At 66.5% G+C, this 19,739-nt stretch carries 17 protein-coding genes; 9 read left to right on the plus strand and 8 right to left on the minus strand.

Annotated elements, in window-relative coordinates; all coding sequences use genetic code 11:
- Window positions 1-133 precede the first annotated feature (133 nt).
- Complete coding sequence (locus tag FDP22_RS15885; protein WP_170317729.1) at window positions 134-1,474, minus strand: aminotransferase-like domain-containing protein; 1,341 nt, start codon at window positions 1,472-1,474, stop codon at window positions 134-136.
- A 112-nt stretch (window positions 1,475-1,586) separates the two neighbouring features.
- Between FDP22_RS15885 and FDP22_RS15890 the strand changes: the two genes are divergently transcribed.
- The 5 genes from FDP22_RS15890 (at window position 1,587) to FDP22_RS15910 (ending at window position 6,746) form a co-directional block, all read left to right on the plus strand.
- Window positions 1,587-2,891 carry a hydroxymethylglutaryl-CoA reductase, degradative gene (locus tag FDP22_RS15890; RefSeq protein WP_138575158.1) on the plus strand — a complete coding sequence of 435 codons (1,305 nt, stop codon included), beginning with the start codon at window positions 1,587-1,589 and terminating at the stop codon, window positions 2,889-2,891.
- A gap of 24 nt (window positions 2,892-2,915) precedes the next feature.
- Window positions 2,916-3,950 carry a TRAP transporter substrate-binding protein DctP gene (gene dctP, locus FDP22_RS15895; protein ID WP_138575160.1) on the plus strand — a complete coding sequence of 345 codons (1,035 nt, stop codon included), beginning with the start codon at window positions 2,916-2,918 and terminating at the stop codon, window positions 3,948-3,950.
- A 61-nt stretch (window positions 3,951-4,011) separates the two neighbouring features.
- Window positions 4,012-4,563, plus strand: coding sequence for a TRAP transporter small permease subunit (locus tag FDP22_RS15900; RefSeq protein ID WP_138575162.1), 552 nt, complete (start codon window positions 4,012-4,014; stop codon window positions 4,561-4,563).
- Between the two features lies 1 nt (window position 4,564).
- Window positions 4,565-5,887, plus strand: coding sequence for a TRAP transporter large permease (locus tag FDP22_RS15905; protein ID WP_138575164.1), 1,323 nt, complete (start codon window positions 4,565-4,567; stop codon window positions 5,885-5,887).
- Between the two features lie 4 nt (window positions 5,888-5,891).
- Complete coding sequence (locus FDP22_RS15910; RefSeq protein WP_138575166.1) at window positions 5,892-6,746, plus strand: hydroxymethylglutaryl-CoA lyase; 855 nt, start codon at window positions 5,892-5,894, stop codon at window positions 6,744-6,746.
- Between the two features lie 212 nt (window positions 6,747-6,958).
- Here FDP22_RS15910 and FDP22_RS15915 read toward each other — a convergent pair whose 3' ends face one another.
- From FDP22_RS15915 to FDP22_RS15925, 3 genes are read right to left on the minus strand one after another with little or no spacing between them, the layout of a single operon-like run.
- Window positions 6,959-9,151: a xanthine dehydrogenase family protein molybdopterin-binding subunit gene (locus tag FDP22_RS15915; protein WP_138575168.1), complete on the minus strand. Its 2,193-nt coding sequence runs from the start codon at window positions 9,149-9,151 to the stop codon at window positions 6,959-6,961.
- A 3-nt stretch (window positions 9,152-9,154) separates the two neighbouring features.
- The gene (locus FDP22_RS15920) at window positions 9,155-10,132 is read right to left on the minus strand and encodes an FAD binding domain-containing protein (RefSeq protein WP_138575170.1); all 978 of its coding nucleotides are present in this window, start codon (window positions 10,130-10,132) and stop codon (window positions 9,155-9,157) included.
- Window positions 10,132-10,728 (minus strand): (2Fe-2S)-binding protein, encoded by a 597-nt coding sequence (locus tag FDP22_RS15925; protein ID WP_138575172.1) that lies wholly within the window; start codon window positions 10,726-10,728, stop codon window positions 10,132-10,134. Before FDP22_RS15925 ends, FDP22_RS15920 begins: the two co-directional genes overlap by 1 nt.
- A 240-nt stretch (window positions 10,729-10,968) precedes the next feature.
- Between FDP22_RS15925 and FDP22_RS15930 the strand changes: the two genes are divergently transcribed.
- Window positions 10,969-11,901 carry an AraC family transcriptional regulator gene (locus FDP22_RS15930; protein WP_205910794.1) on the plus strand — a complete coding sequence of 311 codons (933 nt, stop codon included), beginning with the start codon at window positions 10,969-10,971 and terminating at the stop codon, window positions 11,899-11,901.
- 24 nt (window positions 11,902-11,925) lie between these two features.
- Here the strand turns inward: FDP22_RS15930 and FDP22_RS15935 are convergent, their stop codons facing one another.
- The 3 genes from FDP22_RS15935 to FDP22_RS15945 all read right to left on the minus strand — a co-directional run bounded on the left by FDP22_RS15935 (window position 11,926) and on the right by FDP22_RS15945 (window position 15,854).
- Complete coding sequence (locus FDP22_RS15935; protein WP_138575174.1) at window positions 11,926-14,244, minus strand: xanthine dehydrogenase family protein molybdopterin-binding subunit; 2,319 nt, start codon at window positions 14,242-14,244, stop codon at window positions 11,926-11,928.
- A gap of 195 nt (window positions 14,245-14,439) precedes the next feature.
- Window positions 14,440-15,396: a quinone oxidoreductase family protein gene (locus tag FDP22_RS15940; protein WP_138575176.1), complete on the minus strand. Its 957-nt coding sequence runs from the start codon at window positions 15,394-15,396 to the stop codon at window positions 14,440-14,442.
- The gene (locus tag FDP22_RS15945) at window positions 15,393-15,854 is read right to left on the minus strand and encodes an SRPBCC family protein (protein ID WP_170317730.1); all 462 of its coding nucleotides are present in this window, start codon (window positions 15,852-15,854) and stop codon (window positions 15,393-15,395) included. The genes FDP22_RS15940 and FDP22_RS15945 overlap by 4 nt, the downstream gene beginning before the upstream one ends.
- 142 nt (window positions 15,855-15,996) lie before the next feature.
- Between FDP22_RS15945 and FDP22_RS15950 the strand changes: the two genes are divergently transcribed.
- A complete protein-coding gene (locus tag FDP22_RS15950) occupies window positions 15,997-16,923 on the plus strand; it encodes an AraC family transcriptional regulator (RefSeq protein ID WP_138575180.1) in 927 nt (308 codons plus the stop codon).
- Between the two features lie 194 nt (window positions 16,924-17,117).
- Window positions 17,118-17,879 carry an SDR family oxidoreductase gene (locus tag FDP22_RS15955; protein WP_239031805.1) on the plus strand — a complete coding sequence of 254 codons (762 nt, stop codon included), beginning with the start codon at window positions 17,118-17,120 and terminating at the stop codon, window positions 17,877-17,879.
- A 387-nt stretch (window positions 17,880-18,266) separates the two neighbouring features.
- On the opposite strand, the gene FDP22_RS15960 is transcribed toward FDP22_RS15955, so the two are convergent.
- Window positions 18,267-18,866 (minus strand): TetR/AcrR family transcriptional regulator, encoded by a 600-nt coding sequence (locus tag FDP22_RS15960; RefSeq protein WP_205910795.1) that lies wholly within the window; start codon window positions 18,864-18,866, stop codon window positions 18,267-18,269.
- 113 nt (window positions 18,867-18,979) lie between these two features.
- Between FDP22_RS15960 and FDP22_RS15965 the strand changes: the two genes are divergently transcribed.
- Complete coding sequence (locus FDP22_RS15965) at window positions 18,980-19,735, plus strand: SDR family NAD(P)-dependent oxidoreductase (protein WP_138575184.1); 756 nt, start codon at window positions 18,980-18,982, stop codon at window positions 19,733-19,735.
- Window positions 19,736-19,739: the final 4 nt, after the last annotated feature.

Here is a 19,739-nt window from a genome sequence, read left to right on the forward strand (position 1 = left end):
ATAACGCCTTGCAAGCCTTCTGGAAGGTGGGCTGGCCCGCATCCTTGTGATTTGTGCCGAGGGTCACCCGGCCAAGATCTTCTCCGGTGTAATCGGCAACTCACGGGCCCGCACCCTCCTGAAGATGCCCGTCTCACAGTATGCGGCGCAGGAACGAATAGAACCGGCTGTCGTTCACCCGGCTCCAGTTGATACGCATGCCCGGCGGATGCGCCTGCCATCCCGCCTGAAAGAGCGATCCGGGCGCCAAGAAAATGCCATGAGCCGAAGCTTCGCGCGCCATCTCCAGATCATCGAGATCGTCGGGAAGCTTCAACCAGCCATAAAGTCCGCCATGCGGTTCCGCAAAAAGCGACAGCCCGAGCGATGACAGTCGGCGCATCCCCTCCGCTCGTGCTTCTGAGAGCCGCCGGGCCATCGTGAACTTGATCTTCTCGTAGCGTCGGCTGCGGATCAGGTTCGCGATGATGCGCTCGGTATAGCTCGAGCTGCTGACCGTCAGGATCATCTTCAGCTCCGCCAGGTTAGACGCGATCCCGGGGCTCGCGATGATGTAGCCCGACCGCAGCGAGGGCGAAAGGGTCTTGGAGTAGCTGCCGACCTGGATCACCCGGTCGAACAGGTCGAGATGCGCCAGCCGCGTGCCCTCGATGCCGGGCAGGTCCAGGAAGGGATCGTCGTCCACCACCAGCATCTCCTGCCGTTCGGCGACCTGAAGGATGGCATGGGCGATGGGCAGGGCGATCGAACAGCCCGTGGGGTTCTGCCCCAGTGACTGGGTAAAGAACAGCCGCGCACCATATTCTTTCGCGAGGCTGCCCAGCAGGTCGGGGTCCGGGCCGGAGGGCCGGCGCGGCACGCCGATCACCTTGGCGCCCGCCAGCCTCAGCTTGGCGAAAAGCGGGTAATAGCCGGGATCGTCCACCAGCACCGGATCGCCCACGCGCACGAATCGCCGGATCACCAGGTCCAGCGCGTGGTTGGCGCCGAAGGTGGTCACGATCTGCGACGGCGCGACCTCGATCCCCTGCGCAAGCTGTGCCGCCGCGATGTATTCGCGCAGGGCCAGCAATCCGTGCGGCGTGCCATATCCGCCCTCGCCGGCCGAGACCGTGAGGGCGGGAACGGCGTTCAGCAACCAGTTCTCGGGGGGACGGCCATCCCCGGCCAGCACCGTGTGCGGCCGGTCCAGCTGGGCCCGCAACAGGGATACCGTGTCGATCGCCTCTTGCAGGTTTTCGGGCTCGACCGCCATCGACGGCCTGTGCGCGACGAAAAAGCCCGCCCCCTGCCGCGCGGTGATGAGACCCCGCGCCACGAGCCGGTCATAGACGGTCACGACGATGTTCTTCGACACGCCGTAGTGCCGGCAGGCCTGCCGGAGCGAGTCCAGCCGTGTGCCCTGTGGCAACTCGCCTGCCAGGATGCGGTTTTGAAGGGCTTCGAAGATGCGGTCTGTCTTGGTCTGTGCCATGACGGAACTGTATCCGATATTAGCCGAGTACAGTACAGGATCAATTTTCTGAACTGTACCAATACAAGCTAGGTGGAACCGGTCAGTATAGCCACCAAACGGGGAGGAATATATGACCGGGACTGCCCAAGCCGGCGTTACGCAGGACGACAGCTCGCGCGTGGAAGGTATGCGCGACATGGAACCAAAGGAGCGCCGGGACGCCCTCGTTGCGGCCGCCGCCCTCGATACCTCCGACGGGGACATTCTTGCCGGCAACGCACTGCCGCTCAGCATCGCCAACGGCATGATCGAGAACGTCATCGGTAACTTCGAGCTGCCGCTGGGCGTCGCTACAAACTTTGTCGTTAACGGGCGCGAACATCTCGTGCCGATGGCCGTCGAGGAACCCTCGGTGGTGGCCGCGGCCTCCTATATGGCCAAGATCGCCCGCAGCGGCGGCGGCTTCACCGCAACCTGCACCACCCCGATAATGCGGGCGCAGGTGCAGGTCCTGGGGCTCAGCGATCCGCGCGGCGCACGCGCCCGGATTCTAGCGCATCGCGACGACCTGATGGCGCTGGCCAATTCGCGCGACACCGTCCTGGTGGGCCTCGGCGGCGGCTGCAAGGATATCGAGGTCCATGTCTTCGACGACACCCCCATCGGCGCGATGGTGGTGATGCACCTGCTGGTGGACGTGCGCGACGCGATGGGCGCCAACACGGTCAATACCATGGCCGAACTGCTCGCCCCCCGGATCGAGGCGATCACCGGCGGCAAGGTGCGCCTGCGCATCCTGTCCAACCTCGCCGACCGCCGGCTTGTGACCGCCGGTGTGCGCGTGCCCGCCGAGGCGCTGACCACCAAGACCCTGGACGGCGCCGAGGTGGCCCGCGGCATCGTCGAAGCCTGCGCCCTGGCCATCGTCGATCCCTACCGGGCGGCGACCCATAACAAGGGCATCATGAACGGCATCGACCCGGTGGTGGTGGCGACCGGCAACGACTGGCGCGCCATCGAGGCCGGAGCCCATGCTTATGCCGCGCGCTCGGGGCGCTATACCTCGCTCACCCACTGGGAGATCGACGCCTCCGGTGCGCTGGTCGGCACGCTTGAGATGCCCATGGCGCTCGGCATCGTGGGCGGGGCGACGCGCACCCATCCCGCGGCGCAGGCCGCGCTCCGCCTGATGCGGGTGGCCACGGCGAGTGAGCTGGCCGAAATCACCGCGGCGGTGGGGCTGGCCCAGAACATGGCCGCGCTGCGGGCACTGGCCACCGAAGGCATCCAGCGCGGGCACATGACGCTGCACGCCCGCAACATCGCCATCACCGCCGGCGCTGCCGGCTCCGACATCGACCGCGTGGCCAAGGCCATCGTCGCAGCGGGGGACGTCAGCGTCGCCTGCGCAAAACGGGTGCTGGAGGGCACCTGACAGGATCATTAAGGGAGGAAGACCATGACCAGATCCAACCGGCGCGGCATATTGCGCCTCGGGGCCGCCGCACTCGCGGCGCCCGCCATCGTCGCCGCGACCTCGGTGCGCGCGCAGGGTACGACCACCTGGCGTATGCAGGCCCTCTGGGGCGGCGGCACCACGCCCATGGAGTTCGAGGAACGGTTCTGCGCCCGCGTCGCCGAACTGACCGGCGGCACGCTCCAGATCACGCCCTTCGCGGGCGGCCAGATCGTGCCCGCGGCGCAGGCCTTCGACGCGGTGCGCGGCGGCGCCTTCGAGTTGATGAAAACCTTCGACGGCTATACCGCGGGCAGGATTCCGACGCACGGCTTCTCGTCCACGGTGCCCTTCGGCTTCCCCGAGGCGGACCAGTACGAAGCCTGGTTCTACGAGCGCGACGGCCTCGAACTGGCACGCGAGAGCTATGCCTCGGCCGGGCTGACCTACGTCGCCCCCACCGTCTATGGCGAAGAGCCGATCCATTCGCGCGTGCCGATCACCAGCATCGCCGACCTGAACGGTCTGAAGGGTCGCTTCGTGGGCCTTGCCGCGGCGGTGATGGCCGATTTCGGCGTCGCGGTCTCGCCGCTGCCGACCTCCGAGGTCTACTCGGCGCTGGACCGGGGACTGGTGGACATCGCCGACCGCGGCGACATCAAGGCCAACTATGAAGAAGGCCTGCACGAGGTCGCGGGATACCTCGTGCTGCCGGGCATCCATCAGCCCTCAACCGCCACCGCCTATGTCGCCAATACCCGCGCCTACGATACGCTCGACGACCAGCAGCGCGCTGCGCTCGAAGTTGCGGCCCGCGAAGTATCGGGCGCCCTGCGCCAGAACATCATCGTGGCAAACGGCGAATACATCGCCAGGTTCCAGGAGGCTGGGGTCGAGATCGTCGATCTCGATCCGCAGGACATCGCGGACAACCGCGCAAGGGCCGTCGAAAGCTGGGCCCGCGCGGCAACCGACGATCTGTCCACGCGCATGATGGAGTCGCAGGTCGCCCTGATGCAGGAACTGCGCCTGCTCTGACAGCCGACAGGGGCCGGCCTGTTGTCACGGGCCGGCCCTTCCCTTTTTTCCGGAGTCCGCCATGCTGCCCCTTTCCCGTGGCATCACCACGCTGAACCGCGGTCTTTTCGCCGCCGCGAAATGGCTCGTCTACGCCATCGTCCTGCTGATGCTCTGGGAGGTGCTGTCGCGCTACCTTCTGGCAGCGCCGACCTCCTGGGCGCCGGAACTCGCGACGCTGGCCTTCGGGCCGTTCTTCCTGCTCGGCGGGCCCTATCTGCTGCATCTCGGCGGGCATGTCGCGGTCGATATCGTGTCGGCCAAGGCCACCGGCAGGCTGACCACCGCGCTGACCCTCGTGGGGCTGTTTCTGGCGGCGGCCTTCGGGCTGATCCTACTGTGGTTCGCCGCGCCGCTGGTCTGGCAAAGCTACAGCTACGGGGAAACCAGCTATTCCGCCTGGAACCCGCCGATTTGGCCGGCCAGGCTGTTCCTGCCGCTGGCCGCGCTGCTGCTGACCTTGCAGGCGCTGGCGGATGCCGTCGCGGTGCTGCACGGCAACCACCCCGGCCCTAGCGGCGACCCCGCGGTTGGCGCCGATACCGGCCCCGAAACCCGAATGAAGGCGCAGTGACATGGAAAGCTCGCTGATCCTCGCCTTCATGTTCGTCTCGCTCATCGTCTTCATGCTGAGCGGCGCGGGCCTGGCCTTCGTACTGGGGGCCATCGCCTTCATCTCGACCATCCTGCTATGGGGTCCGGCGGCGCTCATCGTGGCGGTGCTCAACACATTCGAGACCATGACCTCTGAAAGCCTGATGGCGATCCCGCTCTATGTGCTCATGGCCTCGATCCTGCAAAAATCCGCGATCATCGACGCGCTTTACGATGCGATGGAAACCTGGTTCGCGCGGGTCAACGGCGGGCTTGCGGTGGGGACCATCGCGATCTGCACCATCCTTGCGGCCATGACCGGCGTGGTCGGCGCGGCGGTGGCGGCCATGGGCATCCTCGCCCTGCCCTCGATGCTCAAACGCGGCTATTACCCGCCGCTCGCGCTCGGCGCGATCTGCGCCGGGGGCACGCTGGGCATCCTGATCCCGCCCTCGGTCATCACCATCGTCTACGCCATCACCGCGCAGATCTCGATCGGCCAGATGTTCGCGGCGGGAATCGTGCCGGGCCTCATCCTGGCGGGAAGCTATATCGTCTATATCCTCGTGCGGACCTGGATCAACCCCGCGCTGGCCCCCGTTCCGGACGACATCCAGGACGTACCCCTGCGGGTGAAGCTGTCGAAACTCAAGAGCCTGATCCTGCCCGCCTTCGTCGTGGTGGGGGTGCTCGGCTCGATCTACGCCGGCATCGCGACCCCGACCGAGGCCGCCGCGGTCGGCGTGCTGGGCGCGGCCGCCTCCTCGCTGGTGACGCAGCGCTTCTCGCTGTCGATGCTCTCCGAAAGCGCCAGCGACACGCTGCGGGTGACCGCCATGATCCTCTGGATCACCATCGGCGCGCGGGCCTTCATCTCGACCTTCGTCGCCACCGGAGGCGCGGATTCGCTGCTGAATTTCGTCGAAACGCTCGAGGCCTCGCGCTGGCTGGTGCTGGCGGCGATGATGCTGATCCTGATCTTCCTCGGACTGTTCCTCGACGAGATCGGCATCATCCTGCTCTGCGTGCCGGTGTTCCTGCCGATTATCACGGCGCTCAACTTCGATCCGCTGTGGTTCGGCGTGCTCTTCATGATTACGGCGCAGATGGCCTATATCACCCCGCCCTTCGGCTACACGCTGTTCTACCTCAAGGGCGTGCTGCCCAAGGGCATCGGCATCGGGCAGGTCTATCGCGGCGTGGTGCCCTTCTTTCTGATCCAGGTGGTTATCCTGATCCTCTTCGCGCTGTTTCCCGGGCTGGTGACATGGCTGCCCGAGGCGCTGACGGCCAATGCGCGGTGATGCGATGATCCCCGATGTGGCGCTTTTCGAGGTGGGGCCGCGCGATGGGCTGCAAAGCCGGGGCGGCATGGTTTCGACCGAAAGCAAGATCGACCTGATCGATGGGCTCTCGCGCAGCGGCTTCCGCCGGATCGAGGCGACCAGCTTCGTCAGCCCGCGCTGGGTGCCGCAGATGGCCGACGCGGCCGAGGTCATGGCCGGCATCGAGCGGTGCCCCGGTCTGCGCTACGCCGCGCTCACGCCCAATCTCACCGGCTTCGAGCGGGCGCTGGCCGCGGGCTGCGACGAAGTGGCGGTCTTCGCCTCCGCCTCCGAGGGCTTCAGCCGCGCCAATCTAAACTGCTCGATCGAAGAGAGCTTCGCGCGCTTTGCCCCCGTCCTCGCCGCCGCGAAAGACGCCGATGTGCCGGTGCGGAGCTACCTGTCGATGGTCATCGCCTGCCCTTTCGACGGGCCGACCGACCCCGCCGTGGCAGCGCATTGGGCGCACCGGCTGATCGAGGCGGGCTGCTACGAGGTCTCGCTGGGCGACACTATCGGCGCGGGCACGCCCGACACGCTGGACGCGCTGCTCCGCACCCTGCTCGTTGACATCGCGCCGGACCGGCTCGCGGGGCATTTCCACGACACCACCGGGCACGCCGCCGAACTGGTGGCGCTGTCGCTGGAGCGCGGCCTGCGGTGCTTCGACGCCTCGGTCGCCGGTCTTGGCGGCTGTCCCTATGCGCCGGGCGCGCCTGGCAATGTCGACACCCGCCGCGTGCTGGAGGTGGTCGAAGCGCATGGCCTCAGCCACGGGATCGACCTAGACGCACTGGCTAGGGCCGAGACCATCGCCCGGGGGCTGACGCGCGACTGACTGGCGCGGCCCGTCGCGATATACTTGCTTGACGCTGGCCCCTGTCGGTATCGCCATCGGCAGACCGACAAGGTCAGTCAGTCGCCGCAAAGAGTGGCTTCCAAGTTGTCGCGCCGGCTGAACGGCGGGGCTTAGCCCGCCGCGCCGTGTGATTAGTTTCAAGCCTTCTGGAAGGTGGAGCTGACCCGCATCTTTGTGATTTGTGCCGAGGGTCACCCGGCCAGGATCTTCTCCGGCGTGATCGGCAACTCGCGGACCCGCAGGCCGATGGCGTCGTAGACCGCGTTGGCCACCGCCGCCGCAACCCCGGTCGCCCCCAGTTCGCCGATACCCTTCGCCCCCAGCGGGCCAGAGCGTTCGTCGAATTCATCGACAAAGGCAACGTCCAGTTCGGGAATGTCGGCGTTGGTCGGGACCGCAACTCCGGCTAGGTCCTTGGACAACCAGCGTCCGAGCGTCGGGTCCAGACGGCTCTGCTCCATGGCCGCCATGCCCCAGCCCCAGATGATGCCCCCGGTCATCTGCGAACGGGCTGTCCGGGGGTTGATGATCCGTCCGGCGCTGTAGACGCCGGTCGCCCGACGCAACCGCAATAGGCCCAGCTCGGGATCGACGGCCACTTCGACGAAGATCACCCCGAAGACGCGCGACGGGAACCCCTCGGGTCCGGCGTCCGAGAACTCGCCGCCGTTGGGCGTGAAGATGCCGTCGCCTGACACCTCCGAGACACCGGCCTCGGCCAGGATGTCGCGGATCGGCCGCGCCTCGCCCTCGTGGGTCAGCGAACCGCCGTCCACTTCGACCGCGTCGGCGGGCCAGCCCGCCAGGCGGGCCAGGCGGCCGCGGACCTCGGTCGCGGCCCGGTGAACGGCGGTACCGGTGCTGATCACCGTCGCCGAGGCCCAGGTCGGCCCGGCCTCGGGCAGGACACTGTCGCCTTCGCGTGATGTCACCACACCTATTTCGAGGCCGAGGATATCGGCCGCGATCTGGCGCATCACCGTCGCCGAGCCGGTGCCGATATCCGAAAAGCTGGATTCGACCACCGCCGTGCCGTCCGCCCGCAGCCGCACACGCGCGCTGGAACCGTAACGCTGCGTCCCCTGGCTGCTATCGGCCATGCCGTAGCCCAGCCGCCAGTGCCCGTCCCGCGTGCCGCCTGCGGGCCGGTTCCGCCAGCCGAACCGCTCGGCCCCCATCTCATAGGCCTCGCGCAACTTCTTGGAGGACCAAGGATCGCCGCTGGAGGGCTCCACCTCGGCATAGTTCGCCAGCCGCAGGTCGAGCGGGTCCATCTGCAGCTCGCGCGCCAGTTCGTCCATCGCCGATCCCAGCGCCCAGGAGCCCGGCCCCTCGGCGGGGGAGCGCTGATAGGTCGGCAAAGTTACGTTGCCGCGGCGGATGTACTGCCGGTTGTAGATCGCATCGCAGGCGTAGTAGGTCCGGCTCGGCACGGTCGAAAACTCGATGTAATCCTCGGTCACGCCGGTCTCGTTCGAGGCGATGTGGCTGATGCCGAGCAGACGGCCGCTCTCGTCGGCGCCCAGTTCGACCTCCTGCACCATATGCGGCTGCATGCCCACCAGGGCGTACATCTCGGCCCGCGTCAGGGCCAGCTTGACCGGCCGCCCGACGACCCGCGCCGCCATCGGCACCAGGATCTGGTGCGGCCAGATGAAGCCCTTCGGCCCGAAGCCGCCGCCGCAGTGGATCGACTGGACGCGGACCTGATCCATCTCCAGCCCGAAGACCCCGGCGATGACCCCCTGAAGTGCTGCGACATGCTGGATCGTGTCGTGGATCGTGACCCGCCCGCCGGACCATTCCGCAATCACGGCGCAGGGCTCCATCGGGTTGGAATGCCGGCTGGGCTGGGTGTAGGTCCGGCTGATTCGGACCGGCGCTGCGGCGATGGCGGCAGCGGCGTCGCCCTTCTCGAACTCGGCGATGTCGAGGAAGGAATAATCGCCCCTGCCCGGCTCGGGGTTGATCGGCTCGGCAGTGACCGGGTCGATGAAGGACGCAGCCTCGTAGGCAACCCGAACCGCCCGCGCGCCCGCCTCGGCGGCCTCCAGCGTCTCGGCCAGCACCATGGCCACCGGCTCGCCCTCATGGGCGATCTCCAGCCCCTGAAGAGGGATGTGCCGGGTGGCGAGGGGCGGGACGAAAAGGTCGGCAAAGCTCGGCTCGGGTCGGGGCATGTCGGCCTCGGTCAGCACCCGCACCACGCCCGGCATGGCCAGCGCGGCGGCGGGGTCGATCGACACGATCCGGCCCGAGGAAATCGTCGCCCCGACGAAGGTGGCATAAAGCTGCCCCCGCAGGTTGACGTCATTGGCATAGATCGCGCGCCCGGTCGTCTTGGTCGGGGCGTCGACGCGGGTGATTGTGTCTCCGATAGCCATGGCTCAGGCCTCCGCTGCAAGTTCGATCACGCGCCGGGCCGCGTTCCGCGCGAGCCGGACTTTCCATTCGGTGCCCGCCAGGGGGCGTGCCTCGGCAAAGGCGGCACCTATCGCCTCGGCCACCTCCGGCGCATCCGGGGCAAGGCCCGCCAGCCGCTCTTCGGCGGCTGCGAGCCGCCAAGGCCGCATCGCGACCGAGCCGAGCGCAACGCGCGCGCGCCGGATCACGCCGCCCTCGATCTCGAGCGCGGCGGCGGCCGACACGGTGGCGTATTCGTAGCTCTCGCGCTCGCGGATCTTGAGGTAGGCCGACTGCGGCGCGGGAGCGGGAAGCTCGATGCCGACGATCAGCTCGCCGGCGCGCAGCACATCGTGCCAGGCCGGGTTCTGGCTGGGCAGGACGTGGAATTCGCGCACGGGAATGCGACGGCCGCCGTCCGGGTGGTCGGTCACGATCACCGCGTCGAGCGCGGCCAGAGCCACCGGCGGGTCCGCCGGATGGACGGCCACGCAATCCTCGGTCCAGCCGAAGATGGCGTGGCGGTCGTGAATGCCGTTCAGCGCGGCGCAGCCCGATCCCGGCTCGCGCTTGTTGCAGGGCGCGCCCTCATTGGCCCGGAAGTAGGGGCAGCGCACCCGCTGCACCGGGTTGCCGCCGATGGTGGCGAGGTTGCGGATCTGGGCCGAGGCTGCCCGGAGGATCGCCTGCGACAGGACCGGATAACCCTCGGCGACCAGCGGGTTCTGCGCCACGTCGTTCAGCCGCGCCAGCGCGCCGATCCGCACGCCGCCCTCGATCTCCTCGACCGCGTCCAGCCCCTCGACCCGCGACAGGTCGATGACCCGCGCTGGCGCATTGATGCCGATCCGCATCCAGTTGATCAGTTCGGTGCCCCCGGCAAGAAAGGCCGCGTCATCGGCCTGCCCGAGGTCCAGCGCCTCGGCGCGGGACCCGGCGCGTACATAAGAAAAGTCGCGCATCAGCCCAGCTCCTCGGCGGCGGCGGCAACGGCCGCGGTGATCTGCGGATAGGCGGAACAGCGGCAGAGGTTGCCGCTCATCCATTCGCGGATTTCCTTGGGCGAGCCGGTATGCCCCTCCTCGATGCAGGCCACCGCCGACATGATCTGTCCCGAGGTGCAAAAGCCGCACTGGAAGGCGTCCGCCTCGGCAAAGGCGCGCTGCACCGGATGCGGGGTGTCGCCGTCGGCCAGCCCCTCGATGGTCGTGATCTCGCGGCCGTCGGCCGAAGCGGCGAGCACCAGGCAGGAGTTCACGCGCCGGCCGTCCATCAGAACCGTGCAGGCCCCGCATTCGCCGCGGTTACAGCCCTTCTTAGTCCCGGTGAGCTGCATCCGCTCGCGCAGCGCGTCGAGCAAGGTCACGCGCGGCTCGACGGTCAGCGCATGTTGGTGCCCGTTGACGTTCAGCCGCAGGTCGATCCGTGCCTCGAAAGCGCTTTCGGCGGTTGCGTCCTGCGCGGAGGCCCGCCCCGCGTGGGCCAGGGACGTGGCAGCCGCGGCCGCGCTGCCCCGCAGCAACGAGCGCCGGGATACTATTGGCGAGGTTATTTTCATCTCGTTTCCCTTGCTATGGTGAAGGTGATGGTCCGGGTTTCCGGCACCCGGCAGGCGGTCCAGCCGTTCGAAACAACCAGAGCCCGCGGCCTCGGCACTGTTCCGCCTGTGTCGGAGGAGTTGACGAAGTTATCATCGGGTCCCGGGATTTCGCGCTTCGATGTCGTTGTCCGGCAAGTTAGGATGCACAGGCAAAACCAGCTATTCCGCACCGTCCAGCAGACCTTCGCGAGCGTCCCGATGCAGATCGACCCCCTCTCCGACATCCTTTCGCTGCTCCGGCCCCGCAGCTACATCTCCTCGGGTCTGGAGGCAGGCGGGGACTGGTCGCTTCAGTTCGACCCGCAGGAGGGTCTCATCAAATGCTACGCGGTGACCCGAGGTGAATGCCTGCTTCTGGTCGATGGCTGCGACGCGCCCACACACTTGGAGGAGGGTGACTGCTTCGTCCTGCCAAGCGGCAGGCGGTTCTGGATGGGCAACAACCGCGAGGTTGCGGCCGTTGCCGCGCGGGATCTTCTACCCGCGGTGCGCGACGGCGGGATGGTGCGGATCAACCGGGGAGACAGATTCCAGATCGTCGGATCGCGCTTTGCGGTCGGGGGAACCCATGCGGCGGACATGCTTGGCGTTCTCCCGCCCATCGTGCATGTGAGCAGGGCCGCCGAGCAAGCCGTGCTGCGATCCTCGGTCGAGATGATGATGCAGGAGATGCGCAACAGCCGGCCCGGCGGGCATCTGGTGTCGCAGCACCTTGCCCATATCATGCTGGTGCAGGCGCTGCGCCACTACCTCGACAGCACCAGCGCGACCGGGCCCGGCTGGTTCGGCGCCTTGGCCGATCCGCATCTGTCACGGGTCATGGCGGCACTGCACAACGACACCGCGCGGCGATGGTCGCTTCAGGACCTCGCCGCCGAGGCCGGGATGTCGCGGTCGGCCTTCGCCTCTCATTTCAAGGAACGGGTCGGCAGTACCCCCATCGAATATTTGACCCGCCTGCGGATGCTGCACGCCATCGACCGGCTGGAACACAGCGATGACACGGTCTCGGTGATCGCGCTCGACCTGGGATATGAGTCGGAAAGCGCCTTCAGCACCGCGTTCAAGCGGCTGCACGGGGTCTCGCCGCGACAATTCGGCCGGCTGGCAACGGCGGCCGCTGCGGAATAGGCGCGGGATCCCGCCGCCGCGCGCTCAGGACGCGGCGGCCGGAAGGATCGTCCGGATGCGCCGCTCGCCCACCGTCTCGACATTGGCGAGGGGCAGCGACCGGAGCCGCCGTCCCGTCGCGGCGAAGATAGCATTGGCAACGGCAGCGGCCGCGGGCACCACGCCCGGTTCCCCTACGCCGCAGGGAAGCTCCCCGCTCTGCACCAGGGCCACGTCGATCCGGGGCGCATTGGCAAGGCGCAGCATGGTGAAGTCGTGGAAGTTCGTTTCCTGCACCGCGCCGTCCTGGATCGTCAGAGCGTTCATCAGCGCGGTGCCGATGCCGTAGATGATGCCGCCCTCCATCTGCGCGACCACCGCGTCAGGATTGATGATCAGCCCGGCATCGAGGGCGCAGAACACCTGATCCACCCGAACCTCGCCGTCCGGCAGGACAGTCACCTCGGCAACCTGCGCCACGATGCTGCGATAGCATTCCTCGATGGCAATGCCCCGGCCCTGCCCCGGCCCGAGCGGCGAGCCCCAGCCGGCCATTTCGGCGACACGGTCGAGAACGGCAAGATGGCGCGGGCTGTCGCGCAGCATAGCCCGGCGATAGTCCAGCGGATCGGCCCCAACCGCCGTGGCACATTCGTCCACGAAGCTTTCGCTGAAGAAAGTGTTAAAGGAATAGCCGTTCGACCGCCAGAAGTGGATCGGCATGTGGCTCGGGACATGGGCGATGCGGATGCGCCGGTCCGGGATGGCATAGTGCGGCTTGTCCAGACCCTCGAGCGACAGGGCGTCCCCCTCGGGGTTCGGTGTGAACGGCAGGTTGCGGGTTGCGATGGATTCCATCGCGGATTGCGCCGCGACCGTGGCATCGTACCCGGCGGGTAGGCCGTCGGGGCCAAGGGCGGCGCGCAGCCGCGCGGCGGCGTGACTCCGGTACAGGCCGCGCCCGATGTCCTCTTCGCGCGGCCAGATCAGTTTGACCGGGCGGCCCTGCATCCGCGCGGCGAGGAAGATCGCCTCGGACACCACGTCGCCGTCGCTGCGCCGCCCGAAGCCGCCGCCGGTCAGGGTGACGTTGCAGGTGACCTCGCCGAGTGAGACGCCGGCCCATTCCGCCCCTCGCGTCACGGCGCGGCGGGCGAAGGCCGGCGATTGCGTCGGCACCCAAAGCTCGGCGGTACCGTCCTCGGCGATCCGCACGGTGGCGTTGATCGGCTCCATGCAGGCATGGGTGACAAAGGGCACTTGGTACTCGGCCTCGACCAGCCTGGCCCCCTCGGTCGCGAAGGCGGAGTCAATGTCGCCCTCGACCAGATGCTCGTGCAGCTCCTCGCTGTCCAGCCCTTCGCGCAGCCGTTCGTTCAGCTCGCCGCTGGACACACCGTCGGCCTCGGTCGCAGTCCACTCGACATCGAGGATCCACGCAGCCTGTTCCGCTTGCCACCAGCTTGCCGCCACTACCGCGACATGGCGGCCGCCGACGATGGCCACGTCCGTGACACCAGGCTCTGAGCGGACCTCGTCCTCATTCACGATGCGGGCAACTGAGGCACCGAAAACCGGCGCATGCCGGATCGAGGCATACACCATGCCCGGTAGGACCACGTCCATCCCGAACACCGCCGTGCCCCGCACCTTCGGCGGCACGTCAATGCGCGGCTGCGACCGGCCCGCGATTTGCCAATCCGCCGGGTTGCGCAGGACCGGGTCATCCGGCGGTGACAGCAAGGCAGCCTCGCGGGCGAGTGCGCCATAGGGCAGCCGCCGGCCAGAGGCTTCGTGCAGCACCGCGCCATCGCGCGTGGTCAGCTCTGCCTCGGGCACAACCAACCGCGCGGCGGCGGCGGCGACCAGCATGTGCCGCGCGGATGCGCCCGCAACACGCATTGGATGCCACATGCCCATGGTCGACCCAGAGGCCCCCGTGGCGATGAACCCTAACTGCCCAAGAACCCGGCGGCCGATCCAGACAACGGGGCCGGTCGCCTCCTCTGGTCGGATCTGAAGCGCGTTGAACCAGTTCGAATAGGCCGGATGCGGCTCGGTCGGGAAGACAACTGAAATGCGATCGTCCCAAGGGATATCCAGTTCTTCCGCCACCAGCATGGCAAGTCCGGTGTGGATCCCCTGCCCCATCTCGGTTTTGGGCACGTTCACAACCACGCGCCCGTCCTCGTGCAGGATGACGAAGGCGTTGAGATGGGCCAAATCGCCCTCGACATGGCCGTCCAGCCCGTCCACATCGAGGGTCGAGAGGTAGCCGACACCGCCGACCGCTGCAACGAGAGCGGTGCCGCCCAGAGCGGCCCCAGTGATTAGAAATGCACGGCGCGATGGGAAGCGGGGCATCAAATTCTCCTTGAGGCGTCTGTTAGGATCCCCGCCGCGACCGGCAAGCCGCGGCGGGAGTTCGCTTTTTTGATCAGGGTTAACCCATGCGTGTCGCAGAGCGTTGTCGGCGCCGTCGCGGAGTGTATCATTTTGTATCGGCAGCCAGCCGCCCCGTGGGCTGACACGCGTGCTGGCTCGATTTCTTCCCCGCCCTTAACGACCAGGAATCTCGCGATCCGGCAGCAAGACGTATCGCCTTTCGCCCGACTGGCCCCATATAGACGCAATGTCGCACAGCCGCGCCACGTCGTAGCGGGGAGAAAGCGCAGTTGACGCGGCAGCGCCGAGAAGCTCGCCCGCCGCGGCCAGGTAGTCCCGCACCGGAACCGAACCGATGCCCGAGCCGAGCAGTTCGATCCCCGAACTCTGAAACCCGTAACCGGACAGTGGCACCGTCAGGCCGCCGCTGGTCCCCAGAACCAGGTAACGTGTCCGGGCCTCACCCCCCGGCGAGCCGCGACCAGCCGTTGCAGCGCCGATCAGGCGGCCTGCCGTCTCGCCCCACACGAAGTCGAGCACGATGTCGACACCGTCATCGAAGACAGCCTTTAGCGCCCGGTCCGCATCCGGCGCATCCAGCGCGATACCCGTGTCGGCCGATAGCCCCTGTAGCTTGGCGGCGGAGCGCGCCACTGCGATCGTGTGCCCGGCCCCCAGGTGACGTGCGATGTCGAGCGCGATGCGCCCAGCCGCCCCGTTTGCTCCGGTGACAAGGACAGTCTGCCCGGCAACCATCGGCGCGCGCCGTGTCAGCGCGACCCAAGATGCTAGGCCCGATGTCGCCACAGCGGCGGCGGCCGGATCGTCTAGGCCATCGGGAACAGGCACTGTCAGCGCCGCGGGCACCAGAGTGCGCTCGGCCAGCGCGCCGAACGGGGCCTTTGGGAAAAGGAAATAGACCCGGCGACCGTCCGGCATCGTTCCCACGCCGTCGATACCGGCAACAACGCCCGCGTCTCCAATGTCCGCCTGCGCCGCACGCACCCGGACAATGGGGCTGATCGGGGCCGCCTTTACGGTGACCACGATCTCGCCCTCTCCGGCGGCAGGCTCGGCAAAATCGCCATAGCGCGGCTGTGCGCCGGGCGAGGTTATGATTGCGGCTTTCATGGCTGTGCTCCCGCTTGCACCGACCTGCCGAAGCAGGATTGCATGTCCTCGATGTCGCGCTGATAGATGCCCCGCACCCAGTCCATAACCTCTTCGGGCTCTCCCTCGCGGATGGTGAAATTTCCACTCCAGTGCACGAAAGACCGGCCCGACTCCACGACCGGGAAAACCTGGACCTTGCCGTTGTAATCCTCGATCGGAAGTGACGTCGGAGGCAGCAGGGCATAGCGGAAATAGCGGTCGTGATCCGAAAGAGCGATCAGACGTTCGCGCAGTTCCGAACCGCTGTCGAACACCAGGCGCCGCACGGCGCCCACCTGATCCACGGGCTTTCCTTCCTCGATATCGCTCGAGACGATGTTGCGCACCCATCGTGCAGGTCCCGAGAAATCCCGGAGACCGGACCAGACGGTATCGATATCGGCGTCGATGACGCCGCTTGCACAGACTTCCACCATTGGCTTTCCTTTCGTTTGCGAGAGACGGGAGGCCGCATCGACCATTGCCTTCCCGACGCGTTCGAGCAGAGAGATAGACGCCGTTCGCCGAACGATCTATACGAGAGCATCCCAGAGGTTTACGCGATCGTTCGGAATCACCATGGACCCTCTCTCTGACCTGCTGTCGCTGCTCAAGCCGCGAAGCTACATCACCGCCGGTTTCGATGCCGGCGGCAGCTGGGCGCTCGCGCTCGACGATCTCGCGGGCCGGATCAAGTGCTATGCGGTGGTCAGCGGCGCCTGCTGGCTCCGCCCCGAGCCGGCTGGCACGGCGATCCAGCTCCAGGCGGGCGAGTGCTTCGTTCTTCCCTCCGGGCGCGATGTCGTGATCTCGAGTGGTCCGGACGTCACGCCTCACCGCGCAAGCGAAGTCCTGGACCCGGACAACAGCGGCGGTGTCGTCACGATGAACGGCGGCGGAGATTGCTACCTCGTTGGAAGCCGTTTCGAGGTGAACGGTCGCCACGCCGGCCTGATCCTTCAATCACTGCCGCCGCTGATCCGAGTCGTGGCCGCCGACGGCCGTGCGCGGCTGCGGGACCTCATCGAGATGATGATGGAGGAAATGCGGGATGGCCGGCCCGGATCATCTCTGATGGCGCAGCAATTGTCGCACATGATGCTGGTTCAGACGCTCCGACTGCATGTCGAACGGCAGGGACCAGCCGAGACAGGTTGGCTCGCCGCGCTGGCCGATCCACATATTGGCGCCGCGATCCGGGAAATCCATCAGGACCCAGCTCGTGCCTGGACCGTCGAAGTGCTGGCCATGACCATCGGGCTTTCGCGCACCGTCTTTGCCGAGCGGTTCCGGGTATTGGTTGGCGCTACCCCCATGTCCTACGTCGCACGCTGGCGCATGATGCTGGCCGGCGAGCGACTGATCGAAACGAAAGACAGCATTGGTGCGATCGCGGCGACCCTCGGGTACGCCTCCGAACACGCCTTCGCCGCGGCTTTCAAACGCGAAATGGGGACGCCACCGCGCCGGTATCAGCGCGAGGCCCTGTCGAAGTTGGCGCCGTAGGCCCCAACACAACGCCCGGTCGCCGGCGGCGCGATCAGGGGCCCGTTATGGGTGCACTAGTCCGCGGACGTGAGGCACGAGAATCCGGCCGTGCTGACCAAATATTGATTAGTAGTTCTACTCGGTCCATCCAGTATTGCAACCGTAGTCTTCATCAGTTCCGACGTCCACTTACCCACTTCAGGACGCGCTCGTTGTGCGCCACGACCAGAGGGAAGGCCGGGCTGGAAAACGGGAAGACAGCGCTTGTCACAGGCGGATCGGGGGGCATCGGCGGAAGTATCGCAAAGCGTCTTGCATCGGATGGCTTTCAAGTTGCCGTGCAATATTGTGGAGCGTCGGAGGCCGCCGACAAGGTTGTTGCCGAGATCGCTGCGGCAGGAGGCGCGGCATTCTCCATTCGTGCGGACGTCAGCCAGGAGGTTGAGGTGGCAGAGATGTTCGACACGGTGATGGCACGCGGCACATGCGATGTCGTTGTCCATTCCGCAGGTATGATGGAACTTGCTCCGATCAGCGCGAACGCGCTAGACGGTTTCGACCGGACCATCGCGACAAACCTTCGCGGCACTTACCTCGCCATGTGCGCGGCAGCCGAGCACATGCCAAAGAGCGGGCGGTTCATCGCTTTGTCCACCAGCGTTATTGGCGTCAACTTTCCGCGCTACGGCGCATACATCGCCTCCAAACTGGGTGTCGAAGGACTGGTGCGGGTTTTTGCCAATGAGATGCGCGGGCGCGGTATCTCGGTGAATGCAGTGGCACCGGGCCCGGTCGCGACGCCCCTTTTCCTGCAAGGCAAGAGCCAGGAGGAGATCGACCGGCTCGCGGCCCTGCCCCCACTTGAAAGGCTCGGCACCCCAGAGGACATCGCCGCGGTCGTGTCGTTTCTGGCCGGACCGGACGGCGGCTGGGTCAACGGCCAGGTCCTTCGGGCCAATGGCGGGTTTGCCTAGAGCCTCGACTGAACAGGCGTGTGACCCGAGTGTCGACACGTTGAGCGCCCACTTTACTAAGCCAGAGGACGACACCGGCTCCTGTCTTTGCCGTCCTTCGATGCTTCTTAGTCCTGCGCCCCGGGCGCGTCGACCAGCCGCCTCTGGACTGCCTAATACGCTGGCGAATGCTACTGGCACGGCGCGGGTCTGGGCGGCGGCGGCGATATCCGAGCGATTGCCCGCGATGTCGGCTATGCTTCGCCAAGTACCTTCGTACACGCGGCGCACCTTCAGGCGAATGTCCGAGTAGACACCGGCTGCAGGCCGGTCCGCGACAGACTGAGTGGTGAGCGGTCCATAGTCTAAGATAGTCGGCGCGACGCTGCCTCGCCTGATGCGGGTCGTTCAAGACTTGCGGCGCAAACCCTCAATCAGCAGCGCGACCATCCGCGCGGCGTGATCCGGCCGGCCCTCATGCGCAGAAAGGCACAGCGTGGAGACGGCTGCGAGGATGTCGCCCGGATCTACGTCGGACCGCACCGATCTTTCCTCCACAGCACCGGCGAAGAGGCTGTCCACCGCAGGCCGAAGGCGCGTCTCAAAGAGGGGATACATCCCCGTATAGACCGGATCGTCTGAACTAACCGCCTTGGCGAGACCCTGTTTCGTGCCGAGAAATCGAACATAGATCTGCATCCATTCCGCCAGCGCGTCAAAGGCAGGCCGATCGCGTCGGAGCCGCTCGGCCGCCGCAACACAGGCGTCGAGCTCGGTCCGGAAGACGGCTCCGACCAGATCAGCACGGCGCGGGAAGCGGCGATAGAGCGTTCCCATGCCAACCCCCGCCCGTTGCGCGATCTCACGCGTCGTGACGTCCACACCCTGTTCGGCAAAAAGCTGCGCAGCTGCCACGACGATCGCCTCAACGCTACGCTGCGCATCCACGCGAAGAGGCTTGTGGCCGTGTCCGGGCATCGCTGCGAGGTCGGGTGGCTTTCTGACCATGAGTTCGTCCAATACTTGCAAAACGGAGCATTGCTCCGTATGTCAGCATGCGGAGCAATGTTCCAATTATATTCATATGCGCTACTCGAGACTAGCAACCGTCAGGAGATACCATGCATACATCGCGCGTCGCACTCATAACCGGTGCCAACCAGGGTATAGGTTTCCAGATTGCAACCGACCTCTCGGGTCACGGTTTTACAGTGCTCCTCGGCTCCCGAGATCTCGCGCGCGGCGAGATCGCCGCGCGCGAGATCGGATCGAATGTCGTTCCACTACAACTGGATGTAACGGACGAAACGTCTGTCACGGCGGCGGCGGAGCGTGTCCGATCAGACTTTGGACGGCTCGACGTCCTGGTGCAGAACGCAGCCATTGCCACCGCGCTGACGGGAGAGGTTACATCTCAGCAATTGGCTCACGCTGGTCGACCGTCCGTCATCCCCATGCAGGACATCCGACGAATTTGGGATACCAATGTGTTCGGAGTCCTAGCGGTCTACCAAGCAATGCTGCCAGTAATGCGCCTGACCCCTGGCGCTCGTATCGTGAACATTTCCAGCGGCGCAGGATCACTCACTCTGAACGCGCAATCAGACTTTCCGCTTCGGTCCGGGTTCGACGCCGGGTATTGCGCGTCGAAGACGGCGCTGAACGGCCTGACCCTTGCCATGGCTATCGAGCTGGAACCCGAGGGTATCCGCGTCAACGCCGTATCGCCGGGCTACACGCGGACACGGCTGACCGGGTTTGCCGGCACTGATACGGTCGAACAAGGCGCGGCCGAAGCCGTTCGCCTTGCGCTGCTCGAAGACCGGAGCCCGACCGGAACCTTCACTCACGCCGAGCACGGAGCGCTTCCCTGGTAGCGTT

It is taken from the genome of Paroceanicella profunda (genome assembly GCF_005887635.2).
Taxonomy (GTDB): Bacteria; Pseudomonadota; Alphaproteobacteria; order Rhodobacterales; family Rhodobacteraceae; genus Paroceanicella; species Paroceanicella profunda.

What these genes read in the sequence shown, in the direction of transcription:
- FDP22_RS15885 (WP_170317729.1), bottom strand. Translation starts at nt 1,474, where the DNA reads ATGGCACAGACCAAGACAGACCGCATCTTCGAAGCCCTTCAAAACCGC.
- FDP22_RS15890 (WP_138575158.1), top strand. Translation starts at nt 1,587, where the DNA reads ATGACCGGGACTGCCCAAGCCGGCGTTACGCAGGACGACAGCTCGCGC.
- dctP (WP_138575160.1), top strand. Translation starts at nt 2,916, where the DNA reads ATGACCAGATCCAACCGGCGCGGCATATTGCGCCTCGGGGCCGCCGCA.
- FDP22_RS15900 (WP_138575162.1), top strand. Translation starts at nt 4,012, where the DNA reads ATGCTGCCCCTTTCCCGTGGCATCACCACGCTGAACCGCGGTCTTTTC.
- FDP22_RS15905 (WP_138575164.1), top strand. Translation starts at nt 4,565, where the DNA reads ATGGAAAGCTCGCTGATCCTCGCCTTCATGTTCGTCTCGCTCATCGTC.
- FDP22_RS15910 (WP_138575166.1), top strand. Translation starts at nt 5,892, where the DNA reads ATGATCCCCGATGTGGCGCTTTTCGAGGTGGGGCCGCGCGATGGGCTG.
- FDP22_RS15915 (WP_138575168.1), bottom strand. Translation starts at nt 9,151, where the DNA reads ATGGCTATCGGAGACACAATCACCCGCGTCGACGCCCCGACCAAGACG.
- FDP22_RS15920 (WP_138575170.1), bottom strand. Translation starts at nt 10,132, where the DNA reads ATGCGCGACTTTTCTTATGTACGCGCCGGGTCCCGCGCCGAGGCGCTG.
- FDP22_RS15925 (WP_138575172.1), bottom strand. Translation starts at nt 10,728, where the DNA reads ATGAAAATAACCTCGCCAATAGTATCCCGGCGCTCGTTGCTGCGGGGC.
- FDP22_RS15930 (WP_205910794.1), top strand. Translation starts at nt 10,969, where the DNA reads ATGCAGATCGACCCCCTCTCCGACATCCTTTCGCTGCTCCGGCCCCGC.
- FDP22_RS15935 (WP_138575174.1), bottom strand. Translation starts at nt 14,244, where the DNA reads ATGCCCCGCTTCCCATCGCGCCGTGCATTTCTAATCACTGGGGCCGCT.
- FDP22_RS15940 (WP_138575176.1), bottom strand. Translation starts at nt 15,396, where the DNA reads ATGAAAGCCGCAATCATAACCTCGCCCGGCGCACAGCCGCGCTATGGC.
- FDP22_RS15945 (WP_170317730.1), bottom strand. Translation starts at nt 15,854, where the DNA reads ATGGTGGAAGTCTGTGCAAGCGGCGTCATCGACGCCGATATCGATACC.
- FDP22_RS15950 (WP_138575180.1), top strand. Translation starts at nt 15,997, where the DNA reads ATGGACCCTCTCTCTGACCTGCTGTCGCTGCTCAAGCCGCGAAGCTAC.
- FDP22_RS15960 (WP_205910795.1), bottom strand. Translation starts at nt 18,866, where the DNA reads ATGGTCAGAAAGCCACCCGACCTCGCAGCGATGCCCGGACACGGCCAC.
- FDP22_RS15965 (WP_138575184.1), top strand. Translation starts at nt 18,980, where the DNA reads ATGCATACATCGCGCGTCGCACTCATAACCGGTGCCAACCAGGGTATA.